Annotated in this window: 13 protein-coding genes; 9 read left to right on the top strand and 4 right to left on the bottom strand. The window is 54.4% G+C overall.

What is annotated here, in order from left to right:
- Nucleotides 1–262: 262 nt before the first annotated feature.
- The gene (locus F1381_RS11500) at nt 263–2,380 is read right to left on the bottom strand and encodes an ATP-dependent DNA helicase (RefSeq protein ID WP_246187992.1); all 2,118 of its coding nucleotides are present in this window, start codon (nt 2,378–2,380) and stop codon (nt 263–265) included.
- 109 nt (nt 2,381–2,489) lie between these two features.
- Here F1381_RS11500 and F1381_RS11495 point away from each other — a divergent pair, with 109 nt between their 5' ends.
- From F1381_RS11495 to F1381_RS11485, 3 genes are read left to right on the top strand one after another with little or no spacing between them, the layout of a single operon-like run.
- A complete protein-coding gene (locus tag F1381_RS11495) occupies nt 2,490–2,924 on the top strand; it encodes a MarR family winged helix-turn-helix transcriptional regulator (protein ID WP_151734976.1) in 435 nt (144 codons plus the stop codon).
- Nucleotides 2,921–3,775 carry an SDR family oxidoreductase gene (locus F1381_RS11490; RefSeq protein ID WP_151734975.1) on the top strand — a complete coding sequence of 285 codons (855 nt, stop codon included), beginning with the start codon at nt 2,921–2,923 and terminating at the stop codon, nt 3,773–3,775. Before F1381_RS11495 ends, F1381_RS11490 begins: the two co-directional genes overlap by 4 nt.
- Before the next feature lie 45 nt (nt 3,776–3,820).
- The gene (locus tag F1381_RS11485) at nt 3,821–4,111 is read left to right on the top strand and encodes a DNA-directed RNA polymerase subunit alpha C-terminal domain-containing protein (RefSeq protein WP_151734974.1); all 291 of its coding nucleotides are present in this window, start codon (nt 3,821–3,823) and stop codon (nt 4,109–4,111) included.
- 89 nt (nt 4,112–4,200) lie between these two features.
- Here the strand turns inward: F1381_RS11485 and F1381_RS11480 are convergent, their stop codons facing one another.
- Entirely contained in the window at nt 4,201–5,388 is a 1,188-nt protein-coding gene (locus F1381_RS11480) for an ROK family protein (protein ID WP_151734973.1), read from the bottom strand.
- A gap of 244 nt (nt 5,389–5,632) precedes the next feature.
- Here F1381_RS11480 and F1381_RS11475 point away from each other — a divergent pair, with 244 nt between their 5' ends.
- Nucleotides 5,633–6,268 carry a chromate transporter gene (locus F1381_RS11475; RefSeq protein ID WP_151734972.1) on the top strand — a complete coding sequence of 212 codons (636 nt, stop codon included), beginning with the start codon at nt 5,633–5,635 and terminating at the stop codon, nt 6,266–6,268.
- A 13-nt stretch (nt 6,269–6,281) separates the two neighbouring features.
- Nucleotides 6,282–6,815, top strand: coding sequence for a chromate transporter (locus tag F1381_RS11470; RefSeq protein ID WP_151734971.1), 534 nt, complete (start codon nt 6,282–6,284; stop codon nt 6,813–6,815).
- Between the two features lie 13 nt (nt 6,816–6,828).
- Here F1381_RS11470 and F1381_RS11465 read toward each other — a convergent pair whose 3' ends face one another.
- On the bottom strand, nt 6,829–7,890 hold the full coding sequence (locus tag F1381_RS11465) for an isocitrate/isopropylmalate dehydrogenase family protein (RefSeq protein ID WP_151734970.1): 1,062 nt from the start codon (nt 7,888–7,890) through the stop codon (nt 6,829–6,831).
- 236 nt (nt 7,891–8,126) lie between these two features.
- Here F1381_RS11465 and nrdI point away from each other — a divergent pair, with 236 nt between their 5' ends.
- From nrdI to F1381_RS11445, 4 genes are all read left to right on the top strand, one after another.
- A complete protein-coding gene (gene nrdI, locus F1381_RS11460) occupies nt 8,127–8,486 on the top strand; it encodes a class Ib ribonucleoside-diphosphate reductase assembly flavoprotein NrdI (protein WP_151734969.1) in 360 nt (119 codons plus the stop codon).
- Complete coding sequence (gene nrdE / locus F1381_RS11455) at nt 8,473–10,557, top strand: class 1b ribonucleoside-diphosphate reductase subunit alpha (protein ID WP_151734968.1); 2,085 nt, start codon at nt 8,473–8,475, stop codon at nt 10,555–10,557. The genes nrdI and nrdE overlap by 14 nt, the downstream gene beginning before the upstream one ends.
- A gap of 25 nt (nt 10,558–10,582) precedes the next feature.
- Nucleotides 10,583–11,542 (top strand): class 1b ribonucleoside-diphosphate reductase subunit beta, encoded by a 960-nt coding sequence (nrdF, locus tag F1381_RS11450; RefSeq protein ID WP_151734967.1) that lies wholly within the window; start codon nt 10,583–10,585, stop codon nt 11,540–11,542.
- A 268-nt stretch (nt 11,543–11,810) separates the two neighbouring features.
- Nucleotides 11,811–14,147 (top strand): histidine kinase, encoded by a 2,337-nt coding sequence (locus tag F1381_RS11445; protein ID WP_151734966.1) that lies wholly within the window; start codon nt 11,811–11,813, stop codon nt 14,145–14,147.
- An 81-nt stretch (nt 14,148–14,228) separates the two neighbouring features.
- Here F1381_RS11445 and F1381_RS11440 read toward each other — a convergent pair whose 3' ends face one another.
- On the bottom strand, nt 14,229–14,630 hold the full coding sequence (locus F1381_RS11440) for a VOC family protein (RefSeq protein WP_151734965.1): 402 nt from the start codon (nt 14,628–14,630) through the stop codon (nt 14,229–14,231).
- Nucleotides 14,631–14,641: the final 11 nt, after the last annotated feature.

Here is a 14,641-nt window from a genome sequence, read left to right as displayed (position 1 = left end):
TTTTTAGCTTGGCAGTCAAAAACAAATGTAAAAACATCCCTTTAGATACTTTAATAAACAGCATCTAATTACATGTCAGGGTTAATGCAACGCTAGTGGCGATAATCGACTTATTTGCTGAAAAAACAGAAAAACAGCAAAATTAGTATGCGATAATCCACCTATTGCGCTGACCCAGCCAAGTCTAAGGGCGGGATGCCCGGCAGCCCAGCCCTTACTCACAAGTCAATAGTGCATGTGCATAGCCGCACTGGTCATGGAACTAGCTGCCGGGCACACGCTTTATTCCCTTCTCCCGCACAAACTTCTCCAGCACCCGGAAGTCCTCGGTCACCCGCTTGAACGGCAGCGTGTCCAGCACCTTGCGCCGGTAATCCTTGCCGGCAGCGGAGGACAGGCGGGAATCGAGGATGCTGAGGACACCGAGGTCAGTCTCGCTGCGGATCAGGCGGCCGGTGCCCTGTCTTAACCGGAGCAGCATGTCCGGCACGAATACCTCCTGCAGCGGATGCGCGGCCATAGAGGCTTTATATTCATAGACCGGATCGGCGGGAACCGGGAAGGGGAGGCGGAACACAATGACCTGCGACAGATCGGAGCCTTCGATGTTGATGCCTTCCCAGAAGACGCCGGTGCTGAGCAGCACGCCCTTGCTGCCCCGGAATTCCGCAATGACCTCGTCCTGCGACGATCCTTCCTTTTGCACATGCACCGCCCACGGCAGCCTGTCCGCCTCAGCCATCAGCTTGCTGTAGACCGCCTTCATATCCTCCTTGGCCGAAAAAAGCACCAGCGTCCGCCCCTCGGTGACTTTGCAGAGCCGCAGCATTTCTTTGTACGCCGCTTCCAGGTAGCCTGTCCGGTTCTCATGATGGTAGTGCGGGACGTCTTTGGCTATGTACATCATCGTGTGGTTGTCATAGTCAAACGGGGAAGCCTGGCGGTCCATAAAATCCCCCTTGTAACCGAGGGACTGGGTCAGATACGCGTATTGCTCCTCCAGCGTCTCTCCGCCCTGGCACAGGGTTGCCGACGTCAGGATCACAGATGTTTTTCCGTTAAATAGCGTATGCTTCAGAAACTGGCTGATGTTCTTGGGGCAGATGCTGACGGTGGCTTCCCGCTGGGGTTTACTTGCCCAGAGCAGATAACTGTCCTTCGTCCCGGCGAGTACCGCGAAGAGCTCGATCAGTCCGTTTACGGCTTCATAGGCGTCCTCGATCTCCCGCTCATTCCGCCGGCTCAGCACCGAGAGGCTGAGCCGGGCTTCTTTCAGTATCTCTACGCCCCGGCTGAACAGAATTCCGTGCATCTCCGAAACCTTGATCCGGTCATTCTCCTGCTTGGCATTCTGCAGCAGATCGGCTTCCACGTGCTTGAATATACCGCGGACGCAGCTTGTTAACCATTTGAATTGCGGCAGCAGCGATTTATCCGCCGTTTGCTTGAGCAGAATCTGCAGGGTGTCATCCAATGCGCGGCAGGCTCCGCGGAACGTGAATTCGAGCGTCCGCGCATCCCTGACCTTCGCTTCCAGATTATGCGCTTCATCGATGACAATCAAGGCGGGCCGTTCGGTGATTAATCCCTTGGTGCCTTCTTTCTTCTTGATCAGGTCGCGGATCAGCAGATCCTGGTTGACGATAATGAAATCCATGTCGCCGGGTCTGGCGTTAATCTTTGCACGCATGTCATAGAAGGCGCAGGTCGTTCTATACCGGCACTGTTCAAATTTACAATCGTTCACGCAGACATTGGACCACACGGCATCACTTACTCCGCCCTTAATATCCGCCCGCTCGTCGATTTCATAATTAACGATACGCTCTACAAGTCCGGACAGGGGGGAGCTTGTCTCACCAGGATTCAGTAAGCCCGCTGCCCTGTACCGGCAGGCATACTGGCCCATCCCTTTCCCGACGACGGAACGGACCGTGGTAAAGCCGAGCCGGCTGCCGATGACGCGCAAATCTTTATGGATTTGCTCTGACAGCTGAATGGAGGAGGTTGCAATGATAACCGGCTGCTGCGAGATGCGGTTGATGAGCAGGCCGGGAATGAGGTAGGCAAAAGATTTGCCGATGCCGACTCCGGCCTCGATCATGGCGTTGCAGCCCTGGACATATGCGTCGGCGATATCGAGAGACATGTTTTGCTGGCCGGTCCGTTCCCGCAGGCCGATTCTCGGGAAACGGTCATAGATCCGGAAGATGGCATTGATCAGATCGGGTTCGACGTCCTTTTTCGGCTCCCTCTGCTGCATTTTATAGAGATCACTTAACCAACTGATGACGATCGCCCCTTTTCCGGATTCAATAATCTTCCATAATGGAATTTTCAGTGAAACAATAATTATCTTCGATACGGTGCGAACAGTCAAGAATTTTGCTTGCTGCCGTGAGATCAGAAGGGGACCCCATTGACAGAGGCGGAGCTTAATGCAAAAATATAGTTAGTCATACTAACTATATTTGCGGAGGTTCACTGTTTTGAATGAGGAGAGGTTAAGCGAAAGTGCCGACACCATCGGTTTATTTTGCCGATTACACATGAATGCCAAGAACAATTTACCGGTCAGATCCAGCGAAATGGGGGTGCTTATTTACACCGACAAACAGCAGGGGCCTGTTACACCATTGATGGTAAGCAGCTTCCTGAAGGTAGCGAAGCCTACCGTAACCGCACTGATTAATTCGCTCGTCCGGCAAGCCTATCTTTACAAAACACTGTCGCCGACGGATGGAAGAAGCTATTATGTCTCGCTTACTCCGAAAGGCGCTGAGCTCGTCCGAACGACGGCCTCAGTATATTTCCGCAATATGGAAATGCTGGAGAAGCAAATGGGTGCGGCGGAGTTTCAAACGTTCATTACGCTGATGCAACAGGCAAACGCAATCTTACTGCAAGAAGAGGAATCGATATGATGAAAGTATTGGTTACAGGCGCATCCGGGAATGTCGGGGCTTTCGTTGTCGAAGAGTTATGCCGTCTGGGTGAAAGCGTCGTAGCTGCCGGAACCGATGTCCGTAAGCTGGAACGCAGGTTTGGCGCCCAGGCAGAGTGTGTGCATCTTGATCTGACCGATCCGGTTACATACCGCGGTGCGCTGGAGGAGATTGACCGGGTATTCCTGGTCCGGCCTCCACATCTGGGCAGACCGGAGGATCTATATCCCTTCATCGATGCGCTGAAGGAACGCGGGATTCAGCTTGTCGCTTTCCTCTCCCTGATGGGGGTGGAGAAGAATCCGATCCCGCCGCATCATAAAATCGAGAAATACATAGAAGCTAAGAATTTGCCGTATGTTCATATCCGGCCGGGGTTCTTTATGCAGAATTTGACGGGAATTCATGCGGCGGAGATTAAGGAGCTTAGCCAGGTGTTCATTCCGGCAGGACAGAGCAGAACCAGCTTTATAGACGCGGCTGATATCGGATTGGCGGCGGCGACATTGCTGCATGAGCCAAAGGTTTACAGGAATACCAGCTATACGTTAACCGGTTCCGAGGCGCTTGACTATCACCAGGTGGCGGAGATTCTCAGCCGGGTAACCGGCCGTACCATTACATACGCCAAGCCTGGACTGCTGAAGTACAGGCATTACTATATCCGCAGCCGGAAGCTGGACCCTGCCTATGTCAATGTAACGGTTGCGCTTTATCTGATGACAAGGCTTGGCACGGCCGAGCCGGTAACCTCTGATTTCAAACAGCTGACCGGGCGGGAGCCCCGGACTTTCGAGGAATTCGTTAGGCGTCATACGGACTGCTTCTAATTCTATCCGTTTACGGTTGAACAGAGTGCTGAGGTGATTTGCAAGATGGAATTATCGAGACGGTTATCCAAATCGTTAATAAGAGCCCCATTACAATCTTATGTTCATATCGACGAATGGTATTACAATCAGTCCATTCAGGTGCTCCGGCAGGCAAGCTGCCGGAATTCGCGGAGTATTTCGCGCATCCTGAACTCGCTGCAGGACAATCAGTACCTTACGGTCGGAGATTTGCTGCATGCCTCGCTGGAAGAGCTGGGCTCCAAAAGAAACTTCGGCGCAAGCGGTCAACTGATTGTGCTTGAGCTGCTGGAAGCTCTGGTTAAGAAGGTTTAAGATATCTCTCTAATATAAGTAGAAATGAGCAGAGCAGCGGTTTCCGGCTTTGGAGGAGACCGCTGCTCTCGCATTTATTTCCGGCGGTTCTACTTCTCCCAGCCCTGCAGAATCTGCAGGGCCGCTCCGGTCAGCGCGGCATCATCTTTAAGAATTCCGGGAGAGAAGACAGGATTATACTCCGGATGGCGGTAAATATTCCGGCAGGCGACCTGGACCGCCGTCTCATAGAGCAGCGGGTCGGCGCCGATCAGCGCGCCGCCCAGAATAACCGTTTCGGGATGCACGGTATTGATCAGATTGGCGAGACCGACGCCCAGATAAGAAGCCGTCTCCAGGAACAGCTCCCTGACAAGCGGGTCCTGCTGCTCCAGCGCATGGACCAGCAGCGGGAAGGTTACGGATTCCGGCGGGATTTCTGAGAGGAGGCTCACCCGGCCGATTTTGAGCTGTGACTGCACCCGTTCTTCAAGAGAAGGTACCGATACATAGGCTTCCAGGGACCCGTAGTTCCCCTTGTCCCGCAGCCGCGGCCCCCCCGTCTGGATAATGAGCTGTCCGACGGCGCCCTCGGTGTCGATGGAGCCCCGCAGGAGCTGCCCGCCAACCATGATGGCTGAGCGTATGCTCATCCCTGCATGGACATATAGCATATTGGTGCAGGCTTCATCGCGCAGCGCCCAGTGCTCGGCGAGCAGCGCTGTATTCGCCCCGTTATCAAGCCTCACCGGGATTTGCAGCTCCTTCTCCAGCAGCGCGCAGATCGGGACGTTGCTCCAGGCTTCGGAAGGGAAGAATTCCGTCTGCAGCAGCAGTCCCTTGCCGGAGTCGAGCGGACCGACCGCTCCAATGCCCAGACCCAGAAGCTGGCGGCGTTCAAGCTGATGCTCTTTAAGCATAGAAGCTGCATGATCAGCCACAAGTTCAACAAGCCGCTCCGGCGTAAGGCTGCGGTCCATGTCCCAGCGGACAATGGATAGGGGGCGGAGATGCAGATCGAACAAGCCGAGGGAGGAGCTCAGCCGGGAGATATCCAGCCCGAGAATATAACCGTAACCGGGATTGGTCTGAAACAGAATCGGCTTGCGTCCTCCGGTAGATGCCCCCAGGCCGGATACAATAACCAGCTGCTGTGCTGTCAACTCCTCCAGGATACGGGTCATGCTGCTGCTTGTAAGCGGGAAATAATCCAGCAGCTCAGCTTTGGACACCGTACCCAGATAGGCAATACGGTCATAAATCTGTTGATGTATGGATGAATGGACAGGCTTCGGCATCGGTATTGCACTCCATTTCCAAGTGAATAAGTCGGGATAAATTCAGTATAGTCAATACCATGGGTGTTTTCCAGCTAATTATATCAGATTAATCAGGTTTATTCTAAAACGAATTTAACTTTCGTGATTTCCGCCTATATATGCGTCTGTTTTGTGCGAAATTCCCTCACTTTATTTCAAAATGAAATTAAGGTGCTATAATAAAATATAGCTATAATTTTATAATGGTGAACAGAGGTGCGATATGAATGTACAACACAGAGCTTACATGCATACGCTGGCCCAGTTGTTTGTTGTGTTTCTGAAGCTCGGCCCGTCCACCTTCGGCGGTGGATATGCGATGATTACGGCGATTGAACGGGAAACTGTCGATAAGAAACACTGGCTGCAGCCTGGCGAGGTGGGAGACATGGTATCTGTAGCGGGCTCTGCGCCGGGCGGCGTGGCGGTCAACTCGGCTGCTTTTGTCGGCTACCGGCTTGCCGGAGTGCCTGGTGCAGTAACGGCCGTAATCGGCATCATCCTGCCGACCTTCGTTATAGTCTTTGCGCTCAGCATATTCGGGGCGATATTTAAAGACGTGCCGAAAGTAGAGGCGGCGCTTAAGGGAGTTCATGCTGCCGTTGTGGCGCTGATCATCGTGGCGGCATACAAAGTAGGGAAGACTTCCATATTTGATGCTTCAACCCTGGTCATTGCCGGACTCAGTGTTCTTGTGCTGCTCTTTACAACTCTTAACACCATTTATCTTATTCTGGGCGGTCCGGTGCTGGGTATGGCGGTTATTGCCGCGAAACGGGCGCTGGGTATGGCGGCTCTTACCGAGAAGGAAGCACAGGATAACCGGCTGGAGATCAACGTTCCCGAATATTACATCTAAAGGTGCTGATGATGTGTTATGGCAGTTGTTTTTTGTCTTTCTGAAAATCGGTTGTATTTCCTTCGGCGGCGGGTATGCCATCATTGCCCTGATCCAGCGTGAGGTTGTCGGCGCAGGGTGGATGGAGGGACAGCAGTTTCAAGAGCTTGTTGCACTGGCCGGGATGGCTCCGGGCTCCATTGCCACCAATACAGCGACCCTGATCGGATACTCCCAAATGGGGATTCCCGGAGCTGCTATGGCAACGATTGGCATTATTTTGCCTTCGCTGCTTATTGTCATCCTGTTCGCCTCTATATTTCTGCGGCTGCAGGGCAATTCATGGGTTAGAGCTTCGTTCTACGGCTTGCGTCCCATTATAACCGGACTCATTATGTATGCAGCGATCCACTTTGCGGCCGGCGGAACGAACCGGTCCCTGCTGAACTGGTCCACGCTGGGAATGGTCATCATATGCGCCGGCTGTCTGCTGGCAGTGCTTAAATTCAAAATCCATCCATTTGCGGTTATATTGTTGTCTGCGGTAGCCGGAATCGTTCTGTTCTAACTGAATCCTGCAATCAAAGATTAGCGATAACGGCCGCAGTGAATACGGTAGTCGAGGCTGAACCTTTCAGGTCGCGGGTCTTCACCCCTTCTTCCAGCGTCTTGAACACAGCCTGCTCGATCCGTTCACCGGCAGCCTGCAAGGCAGCGTCCCGGTGACGGGCGCTCAGCCACTGCAGTAGCATAACGGCGGAGAGGATCATGCCGACCGGATTGGCAATATTCTGCCCGGCAATATCCGGTGCGGAGCCATGGGCAGCCTGTGCCATCGCGTGCCTGTCACTCGTGTTAACCGAGGGGGCCAGTCCCAGGCTGCCCACCAGCTCACCCGTCAAATCCGACAGAATGTCCCCGAACATATTCTCCGTAACGATGACGTCGAAGTCGCGCGCGCGGCGGACCAGATGGGCTGTCATGGCGTCGATATGATAATCATCCACCTGTACCTCCGGGTAGTGCAAGGCAACCTCCAGACAGACCCTTTTGAACAGACCGGTACCCAGCTTGATCACATTTGCTTTATGTACAACCGTTACTTTCTTGCGGCGCTGCATAGCCATCCGGAAGGCTTCATGGGCGATGCGCTCCGCCGCTTTGCGGGTGAACACACCGGCGGAAATTACCAGATCCTCGGTAACCTGCCATTCCCCGGCTCCGGCAAACATATTGCGGTCACAGTAGAAGCCTTCCGTATTCTCGCGGAAAATAATTAGGTCAGTGTTCCGCACAACGCCCTCAATGCCGGGCATATTCTTGGCCGGACGAACGTTGGAGAAGAGATCGAAATCGTGGCGCAGCTCGCCGCTCGGGTTGCGGCCTGCCCGGTGCTGTCCGGGATAAGCTGCGGAATCATGCGGGCCCATCAGCCAGCCGTGCAGCTTCGCAAGCTCATCCTTGGTATGCTGCGGGAGCGGGTCGCCATACTTCTCAATCCCTTCCCAGCCCATGGGAAGCGTCACGAAGTCCATTTGCAAACCCTCCTTCCGCGAAGCTGCCTGCAATATATCCACCGCCGATTGGGTAATCTCCGGTCCGATCCCGTCTCCGAACAGAACGCCTAGCTGGTAAGTGGTCATGTGCTTCAATCCTTTCCGTTAAGATTAACATTAAAAAATAGAATAACGTACAGGAAGGCGGCATTGCAAAGGGATAGCCCTGAAAGGACCTGTTGTGGCAGCCTGCGGATGTAACCGCTTCTAGCAATAAGGTACAGATGGAACATTGACTTTTCAATATATAGTTGTAAAATGGATAAAGTCATCTAAATATAGTGGGTAACATCTTTTTCCATAGATTCAAGGAGGCGGCATCGATGCTCATTGTTTATGATTCCAAGACGGGCAACGTCAAACGGTTTATTTCCAAGCTTAAGCTGCCGGCGGTTCAGATCGACGAGCAAATGACGGTTGACGAACCTTATGTGCTGGTTACATATACAACGGGTTTTGGCCAGATTCCCCAGAGGGTAGCTGCCTTTCTGCAGCACAATGCCAAACACCTGCAGGGCGTATCCGCCAGCGGCAACCGCAACTGGGGAGAGCGGTTTGCCCTGAGCGCGGATTTGATTTCGCAGCAGTACCAGGTTCCGGTCATCAGCAAATTCGAGCTGTCCGGAACGAAGACCGATGTAGAGAGATTTGAAAGAGGAGTGAGCCTGGTTGCGACATATTGAACTTAATAACATGCTGGTGAAACGCGATGCCGAAGGATTCTTCCAGTTGGACAAGGACCTCGAGGCCGTGGCCGAATTCATGCAGGACGTGGAAGCCAGAAGCCTGAACTTTACGGATGCTGCCCAGCAGGTCCATTATATGATAGAGAATGATTATTACGAAGACTTCTATAAGCAGTACGCGGCTGAAGAAGTGTCGGAGATATTTGCGATTACACACAGCTATAACTTTAAATTTCCATCTTACATGGCCATCTCCAAGTTCTATACCGATTATGCAGTGAAGAGCAATGACCGTAAGACCTACCTGGAGCATTATCCGGACCGGGTCGCGGCTGTAGCGCTGCATCTGGGGCGCGGCAATGCCGAAACCGCCCGGATGCTCGCCCGTTCGATGATGGAGCAGCGGCTGCAGCCGGCGACGCCGACCTTCCTGAATGCGGGCAAGAGCCGCCGCGGCGAGATGGTCTCCTGCTTCCTGCTGGAGATGGATGATTCACTGAACTCGATCAACTATGTGCTGAACACCTGCATGCAGCTCTCCAAGGTCGGCGGCGGCGTAGCGGTCAACCTGTCCAAGCTGCGGGCCCGCGGCGAAGCGATCAAAGGCGTGGAAGGCGCAGCCAAAGGCATTATGCCGGTGCTGAAGCTGATGGAGGACGGCTTCTCCTATGCGGATCAGATGGGCCAGCGCAAAGGCTCGGGTGCGGCGTACTACAATATTTTCGGCTGGGATGTCGTGGAGTTTCTGGACAGCAAGAAGATCAACGCCGATGAGAGAGTCCGCCTGAAGACCTTGTCCATCGGACTCATTGTACCCAACCGCTTCTATCAATTGGCTCAGAATAATGAGCAGCTGCATGTATTTGCGCCTTATAGTGTGTTCAAAGCTTACGGCAAGCACCTTGATGATATGGATCTCGACGAAATGTACGATACCTTGCTCGCAGACGACCGTGTGAAGAAAAAGGCAGTGATGAGCGCCCGTGATATGTTGACCAAAATCGCCATGACCCAGCTGGAGTCCGGCTATCCCTACATCATGAACAAGAGCAATGCCAACAAAGGCCATGCCCTGAAAAATGTGGGCCAGATCAAGATGTCCAATCTGTGCACCGAGATCTTCCAGCTGCAGGAGACGTCCGAAATTACCGACTACGGCCAGCCCGACCAGATCCGCCGCGATATCAGCTGTAACCTGGCCTCGCTCAATATTGTCAACGTGATGGAGCATGGCAAGATCAAGGAATCCGTGCATGAAGGCATGGTTGCCCTGACCGCCGTCAGCGACATGACCCGGATCGACAACGCGCCGGGCGTTGCCAAAGCGAACCGGGAGATGCATTCGGTCGGCCTTGGAGTAATGAACCTGCACGGCTTCTTCGCCAAGCATAAAATCGCCTATGAAAGCAATGAGGCCAAGGATTTCGCGCGCACCTTCTTCATGACCATGAACTATCACTCGCTGGAGAAGAGCATGGAAATCGCCAAGGCTGCCGGTGAGGTGTTCTATGGCTTTGAGGGGTCGGAATACGCTTCGGGCGAATACTTCGGCCGTTATCTGGAGACGGACTACCGTCCGGCAACAGAGCGGGTGCAGGAGCTGTTCAGCGGCATGGACATTCCGGGACCGGAAGACTGGAAGGCGCTGAAGGAGAACGTGATGAAGCACGGGCTCTATCATGCATACCGTCTGGCGATTGCACCGACAGCGAGCATTTCCTATATCCAGAATGCGACCTCCAGCGTAATGCCTGTCGTAGAGCAGATCGAGACACGGACCTACGCGAACTCTACAACTTATTATCCGATGCCTTATCTGCGCAAGGATAATCTGTTCTTTTATAAATCCGCGTATCAGATGGACCAGTTCAAGGTCATTGATCTGATCGCCGAAATCCAGCCGCATATCGACCAGGGCATTTCGGCCGTCCTGCACGTGAACAGCGACGTGACTACGCGGGAACTGGCCCGCTGCTATCTGTACGCCGCCCACAAGGGGCTGAAATCCCTGTACTATACCCGCACCAAAAAGCTGTCTGTGGAAGAATGCCTGACCTGCTCGATCTAATGTTATCCGAAGGAGACTCAGAACTATGCCAGCAATTCAAGCGGTCAACTGGAACCGCCCGGACGACGACTTCACCATGATGTTCTGGAACCAGAACATTATGCAATTTTGGACAGACGATGAAATTCCTTTATCCGACGATAAAATGACGTGGGTAACCCTCAGCGAGCTGGAAAAGGATGCTTATATGAAGGTGCTCGGCGGCCTGACGCTGCTCGATACCATTCAGGGCGGCGTGGGGATGCCGCAGATTCTGGAGCATGTCGACGGGCTGCAGCGCAAGGCGGTCCTCGGCTTTATGGCCATGATGGAGCAGATTCATGCCAAGTCGTACAGCAGCATATTCACTACACTGGCTGCTACCGAAGAGATTGACGCAGTCTTCCGCTGGGTTGAAGAGAATGCGCATCTGCAGACCAAAGCAGAGACGATTCAGCAGTACTACAACAATATTCATACGAAAAAAGACCTCTTCATGGCCATGGCCGCATCCGTTCTGCTGGAAAGCTACCTCTTCTACAGCGGCTTCTTCTACCCGCTCTATCTGGCGGGTCAGGGCAAGCTTACCTGCAGCGGAGAAATCATTGACCTGATCCTGCGCGATGAAAGCATCCACGGGGTGTATGTCGGGGTGCTGGCCCAGGAAATTTACAATGAGCTGGACGAGGAGGAGCAGCAGGAGCTTTACCAGCGTTTGGTTGGGCTGCTGCGCTTCCTTCATGCCAATGAAGAGCAATATACGGAACAGATTTACACCTCCATCGGCCTGGTGGATGAAGTGAAGATTTTCCTGCGCTACAATGCCAATAAAGCGATGATGAATCTCGGCTTCGACCCGCTGTTTGAAGACGAGGAAGTCAATCCGATCGTGTTCAACGGCATCAGCACGCACACGAAGCAGCATGATTTCTTCTCCAAGAAGGGCAACGGCTACGTGCGGGCGCTGAATGTGGAGCCTTTGCGGGATGAGGATTTTAATTTCTAACGATTACCATGTGCACGGCAGCCTTTACAGGCTGCCGTGTTTTTTGGTGCGCCGGGACACAGATATTGGGGTCTCCGCAAAACATCTGCATTCGGCTCCCAGGCCAATGCTCTGCTTTATGGTGGACGGATTGATCTTTATACCATCCTAATGCTGCGGCCGGACTCTTAATCCCACGCTGATCCCCTGAATGATATACTCGCAGCAAAACAGGGTCTGGTTCCCGGCATCCGGGCCATTTATGCCCATACGAAAAACGGAGGAAGAAATGGTACCGCCATATCAACGCAAATCACCGGAAGAAATTCTCTATTCCATTTACAAACTGCACCGGGGTAGGCTGAAAATTGTGATCGGCTCGGTAAGCGGCGCGGGCAAAACCTATCATATGCTGAAGGAAGGCCGGTCGCTGAAGCAGCAGGGGATCGATGTGGTGGTCAGCGCAGTGTCGACGATGCAGCGTTCGGATACGGTGCAGCAGCTGCTGGATCTCGAGCGGGTGCCCAGCATCCATTGGTGGAAGGACGGCAAGGAGCAGAAGGACCTTCCCGTTGATGCTTTGCTGGAGCGCAACCCGGAGGTAGTGCTGGTGGACAGCCTGGCCCACCGTAACCGTGAAGGCGCCCGGTTCCCCACACGGCTGGAGGATATCCGGTTTCTGCTGGATCAGGGAATCAGTGTGATTACTACGATTAATGCATACGAGCTGGCAGGGGTCGGGGAGATTGTCCTGAAAATGACCGGCATCCGCGCGGAAGAGACGGTTCCGCAGGATACACTGGAACTGGCCGACGAAGTCCAGCTTATTGATGTCTCTCCAGAAACGATCCTCAGCCGGATCGACGAGGGGGTGCTGGGCGAGGGGACGCACCCGGCCATGGCGCGCCGCGGCAATCTCGGGGTGCTGCGCGAAATTTCACTGCGGCTGGTCGCGGAGGGTGTGAACGATACCCTGGAGAAGCACCGGGAGCAGCAGGGCCTGATCGGTCCTTCGGGGGCGATTGAACGCATTCTCGTCTCCGCCCAGTATCATTGGAACGGGTCGCTGCATGTGCGCCGGGGGCAGCAGATTGCCAAGCGGCTGAACGGCGATCTGCTGGTGGTGAGCTTTGTCCTGTCCAAACGGAAGCTGACGAAGGAGCAGCAGGCTTTTAAGCGCGAGGTCCGCAAGCTGACGGAGAAAGTGGACGGCCGGTTCGAGGAGCTTCCGCTGCTGCATAGCCGCAAGCTGCCGACTGTGCTTGTCCGCTACGCCATCCGCAACAACGTGACCCGGATTGTGCTGGGCCATTCCAAGAAGAGCCGCTGGCAGGAGCACCGGCAGGGCTCGATTGTTAACCGGGTGCTTCGAAGGACCAGGAACATCGACATCTTCGTCATGGCCGACCGGGCAGAGCAGGAGGGGGAACGTATTTTGCCTGTCAAAGCCAGGCCGGAACGGCAGGAGGAGCCGTTTCACCGGCTTAGCAGCAAAGAGATGGAGCGAAGAATCCGAACGATGGGCCGCGGCACCTTCAAGGTGTATATTGGAGCGGCACCCGGGGTAGGCAAGACCTACAAAATGCTCCAGGAAGGCAATATCCTGCTGGGCAAAGGGATTGATGTTGTCATCGGTCTGCTGGAAACGCACGGACGCCAGGAAACCATTAAGCAGGTGGGCAGCCTGCCGTTAATCCCCCGGGCCAAAGTCTCCTACCAGAACACGGTCCTGGAGGAGATGGACACCGACGCAATCATTGCCCGCTGCCCCGAGGTCGTGCTGGTCGATGAGCTGGCGCATACCAATGTGCCGGGAAGCCGGACCCGAAAGCGGTACGAGGATGTAGTCCGGCTGCTGGAGAACGGCATCTCCGTGATTACGACGGTCAACGTCCAGCATCTGGAGAGTCTGAATGATGCGGTGGAGCAGCTGACCGGGGTGCGCGTCCGCGAGACGGTGCCTGACGCCGTCCTCAAGCTGGCGGATGAAGTGGAGCTGATCGATGTGACGCCGCAGATGCTTCAGGAACGGATGCGCGAAGGGAAAATCTATGCGGCCGAGAAGATCCATCAGGCGCTGGAATCGTTCTTTAAGATCGGCAATCTGATCGCTCTGCGGGAGCTGGCTTTGCGGGAAATTGCCGATGATGTGGATGAACGGCTGGAGGCCTGGGACCGGGAGGCCTCGCTGCGCGGACCGTGGGGCAGGCGTGAGGTCATCTTCGTCTGCGTGGATCTGGGCGCAAGATCGGAGCGGCTGATCCGCCGCGGCTTCCGCATCGCCCACCGCCTCAAGGCGCAGTGGTATGTGCATTATGTCCATGGCGGCGGTATCAGGTCAGAGCATGAGCAGAAACGGCTGGAGGTGCTGCGGCAGCTGACGGAGCGGCTGGGCGGAATCATGGAGGTAGCGGAAACCGGCAGCCGCAAGGCCATCCGCGTGGAGCTGCTGCACCGGATGAACGAGGTGCAGGCAACGCAGCTTATTATCGGCCAATCCCGCAAGCCGCTCTGGTACACCCTGCTTAAAGAGAGTGTCGTCCACTATCTGCTGCGGAACGCCCGCCATATGGATATGCTGATCGTAGCCGACTTTGATCCGGCAATCGGGGAGCAGATGCTATAAGTTAACTCGCCTATACCTGCGTTCTAGGCATCAGGTACAAAAAACGCCGGTAACCTGTAGCAGGTGACCGGCGTTTCCATATTAGCTTCTCGGCATCTTGCTCTCATCCATGTACAGCAGGTTCCAGCGGTGACCGTCCGGGTCGGCAAAGCCTGCGCCGTACATCCAGCCGTCAATGTCGCCCGGCCGGCCAAAGATGCTTCCCCCGGCAAGTTCTACTTGCCGGATAATGGCATCAACTTCTTCTCTGCTGTCAGCGCCAACAGAAAATATGACTTCTGCGCTATGGGAAGTGTCTGCGGTGTTCGAACCTGTGAATTTCTCGAACGCTGCCTCCGGGAACAGCAGAATAGGGGTTTGTCCCACGTCAAGCTTGGCTCTCTCGTGACCCACATTCGACGCTGGAAATCCAATCTCATTGTAAAAGGCAGTGGACTTTACAACATCCTTGACCGGCAGGTTAATCCAAATCTCCTTGGACATGGCTGTAGCCT

It is taken from the genome of Paenibacillus tengchongensis, from assembly GCF_008973665.1.
Lineage (GTDB): Bacteria > Bacillota > Bacilli > Paenibacillales > Paenibacillaceae > Paenibacillus_AQ > Paenibacillus_AQ tengchongensis.
Note: the sequence above shows the minus strand (reverse complement) of the source record. Positions and strands in the feature narration are given on the sequence as shown.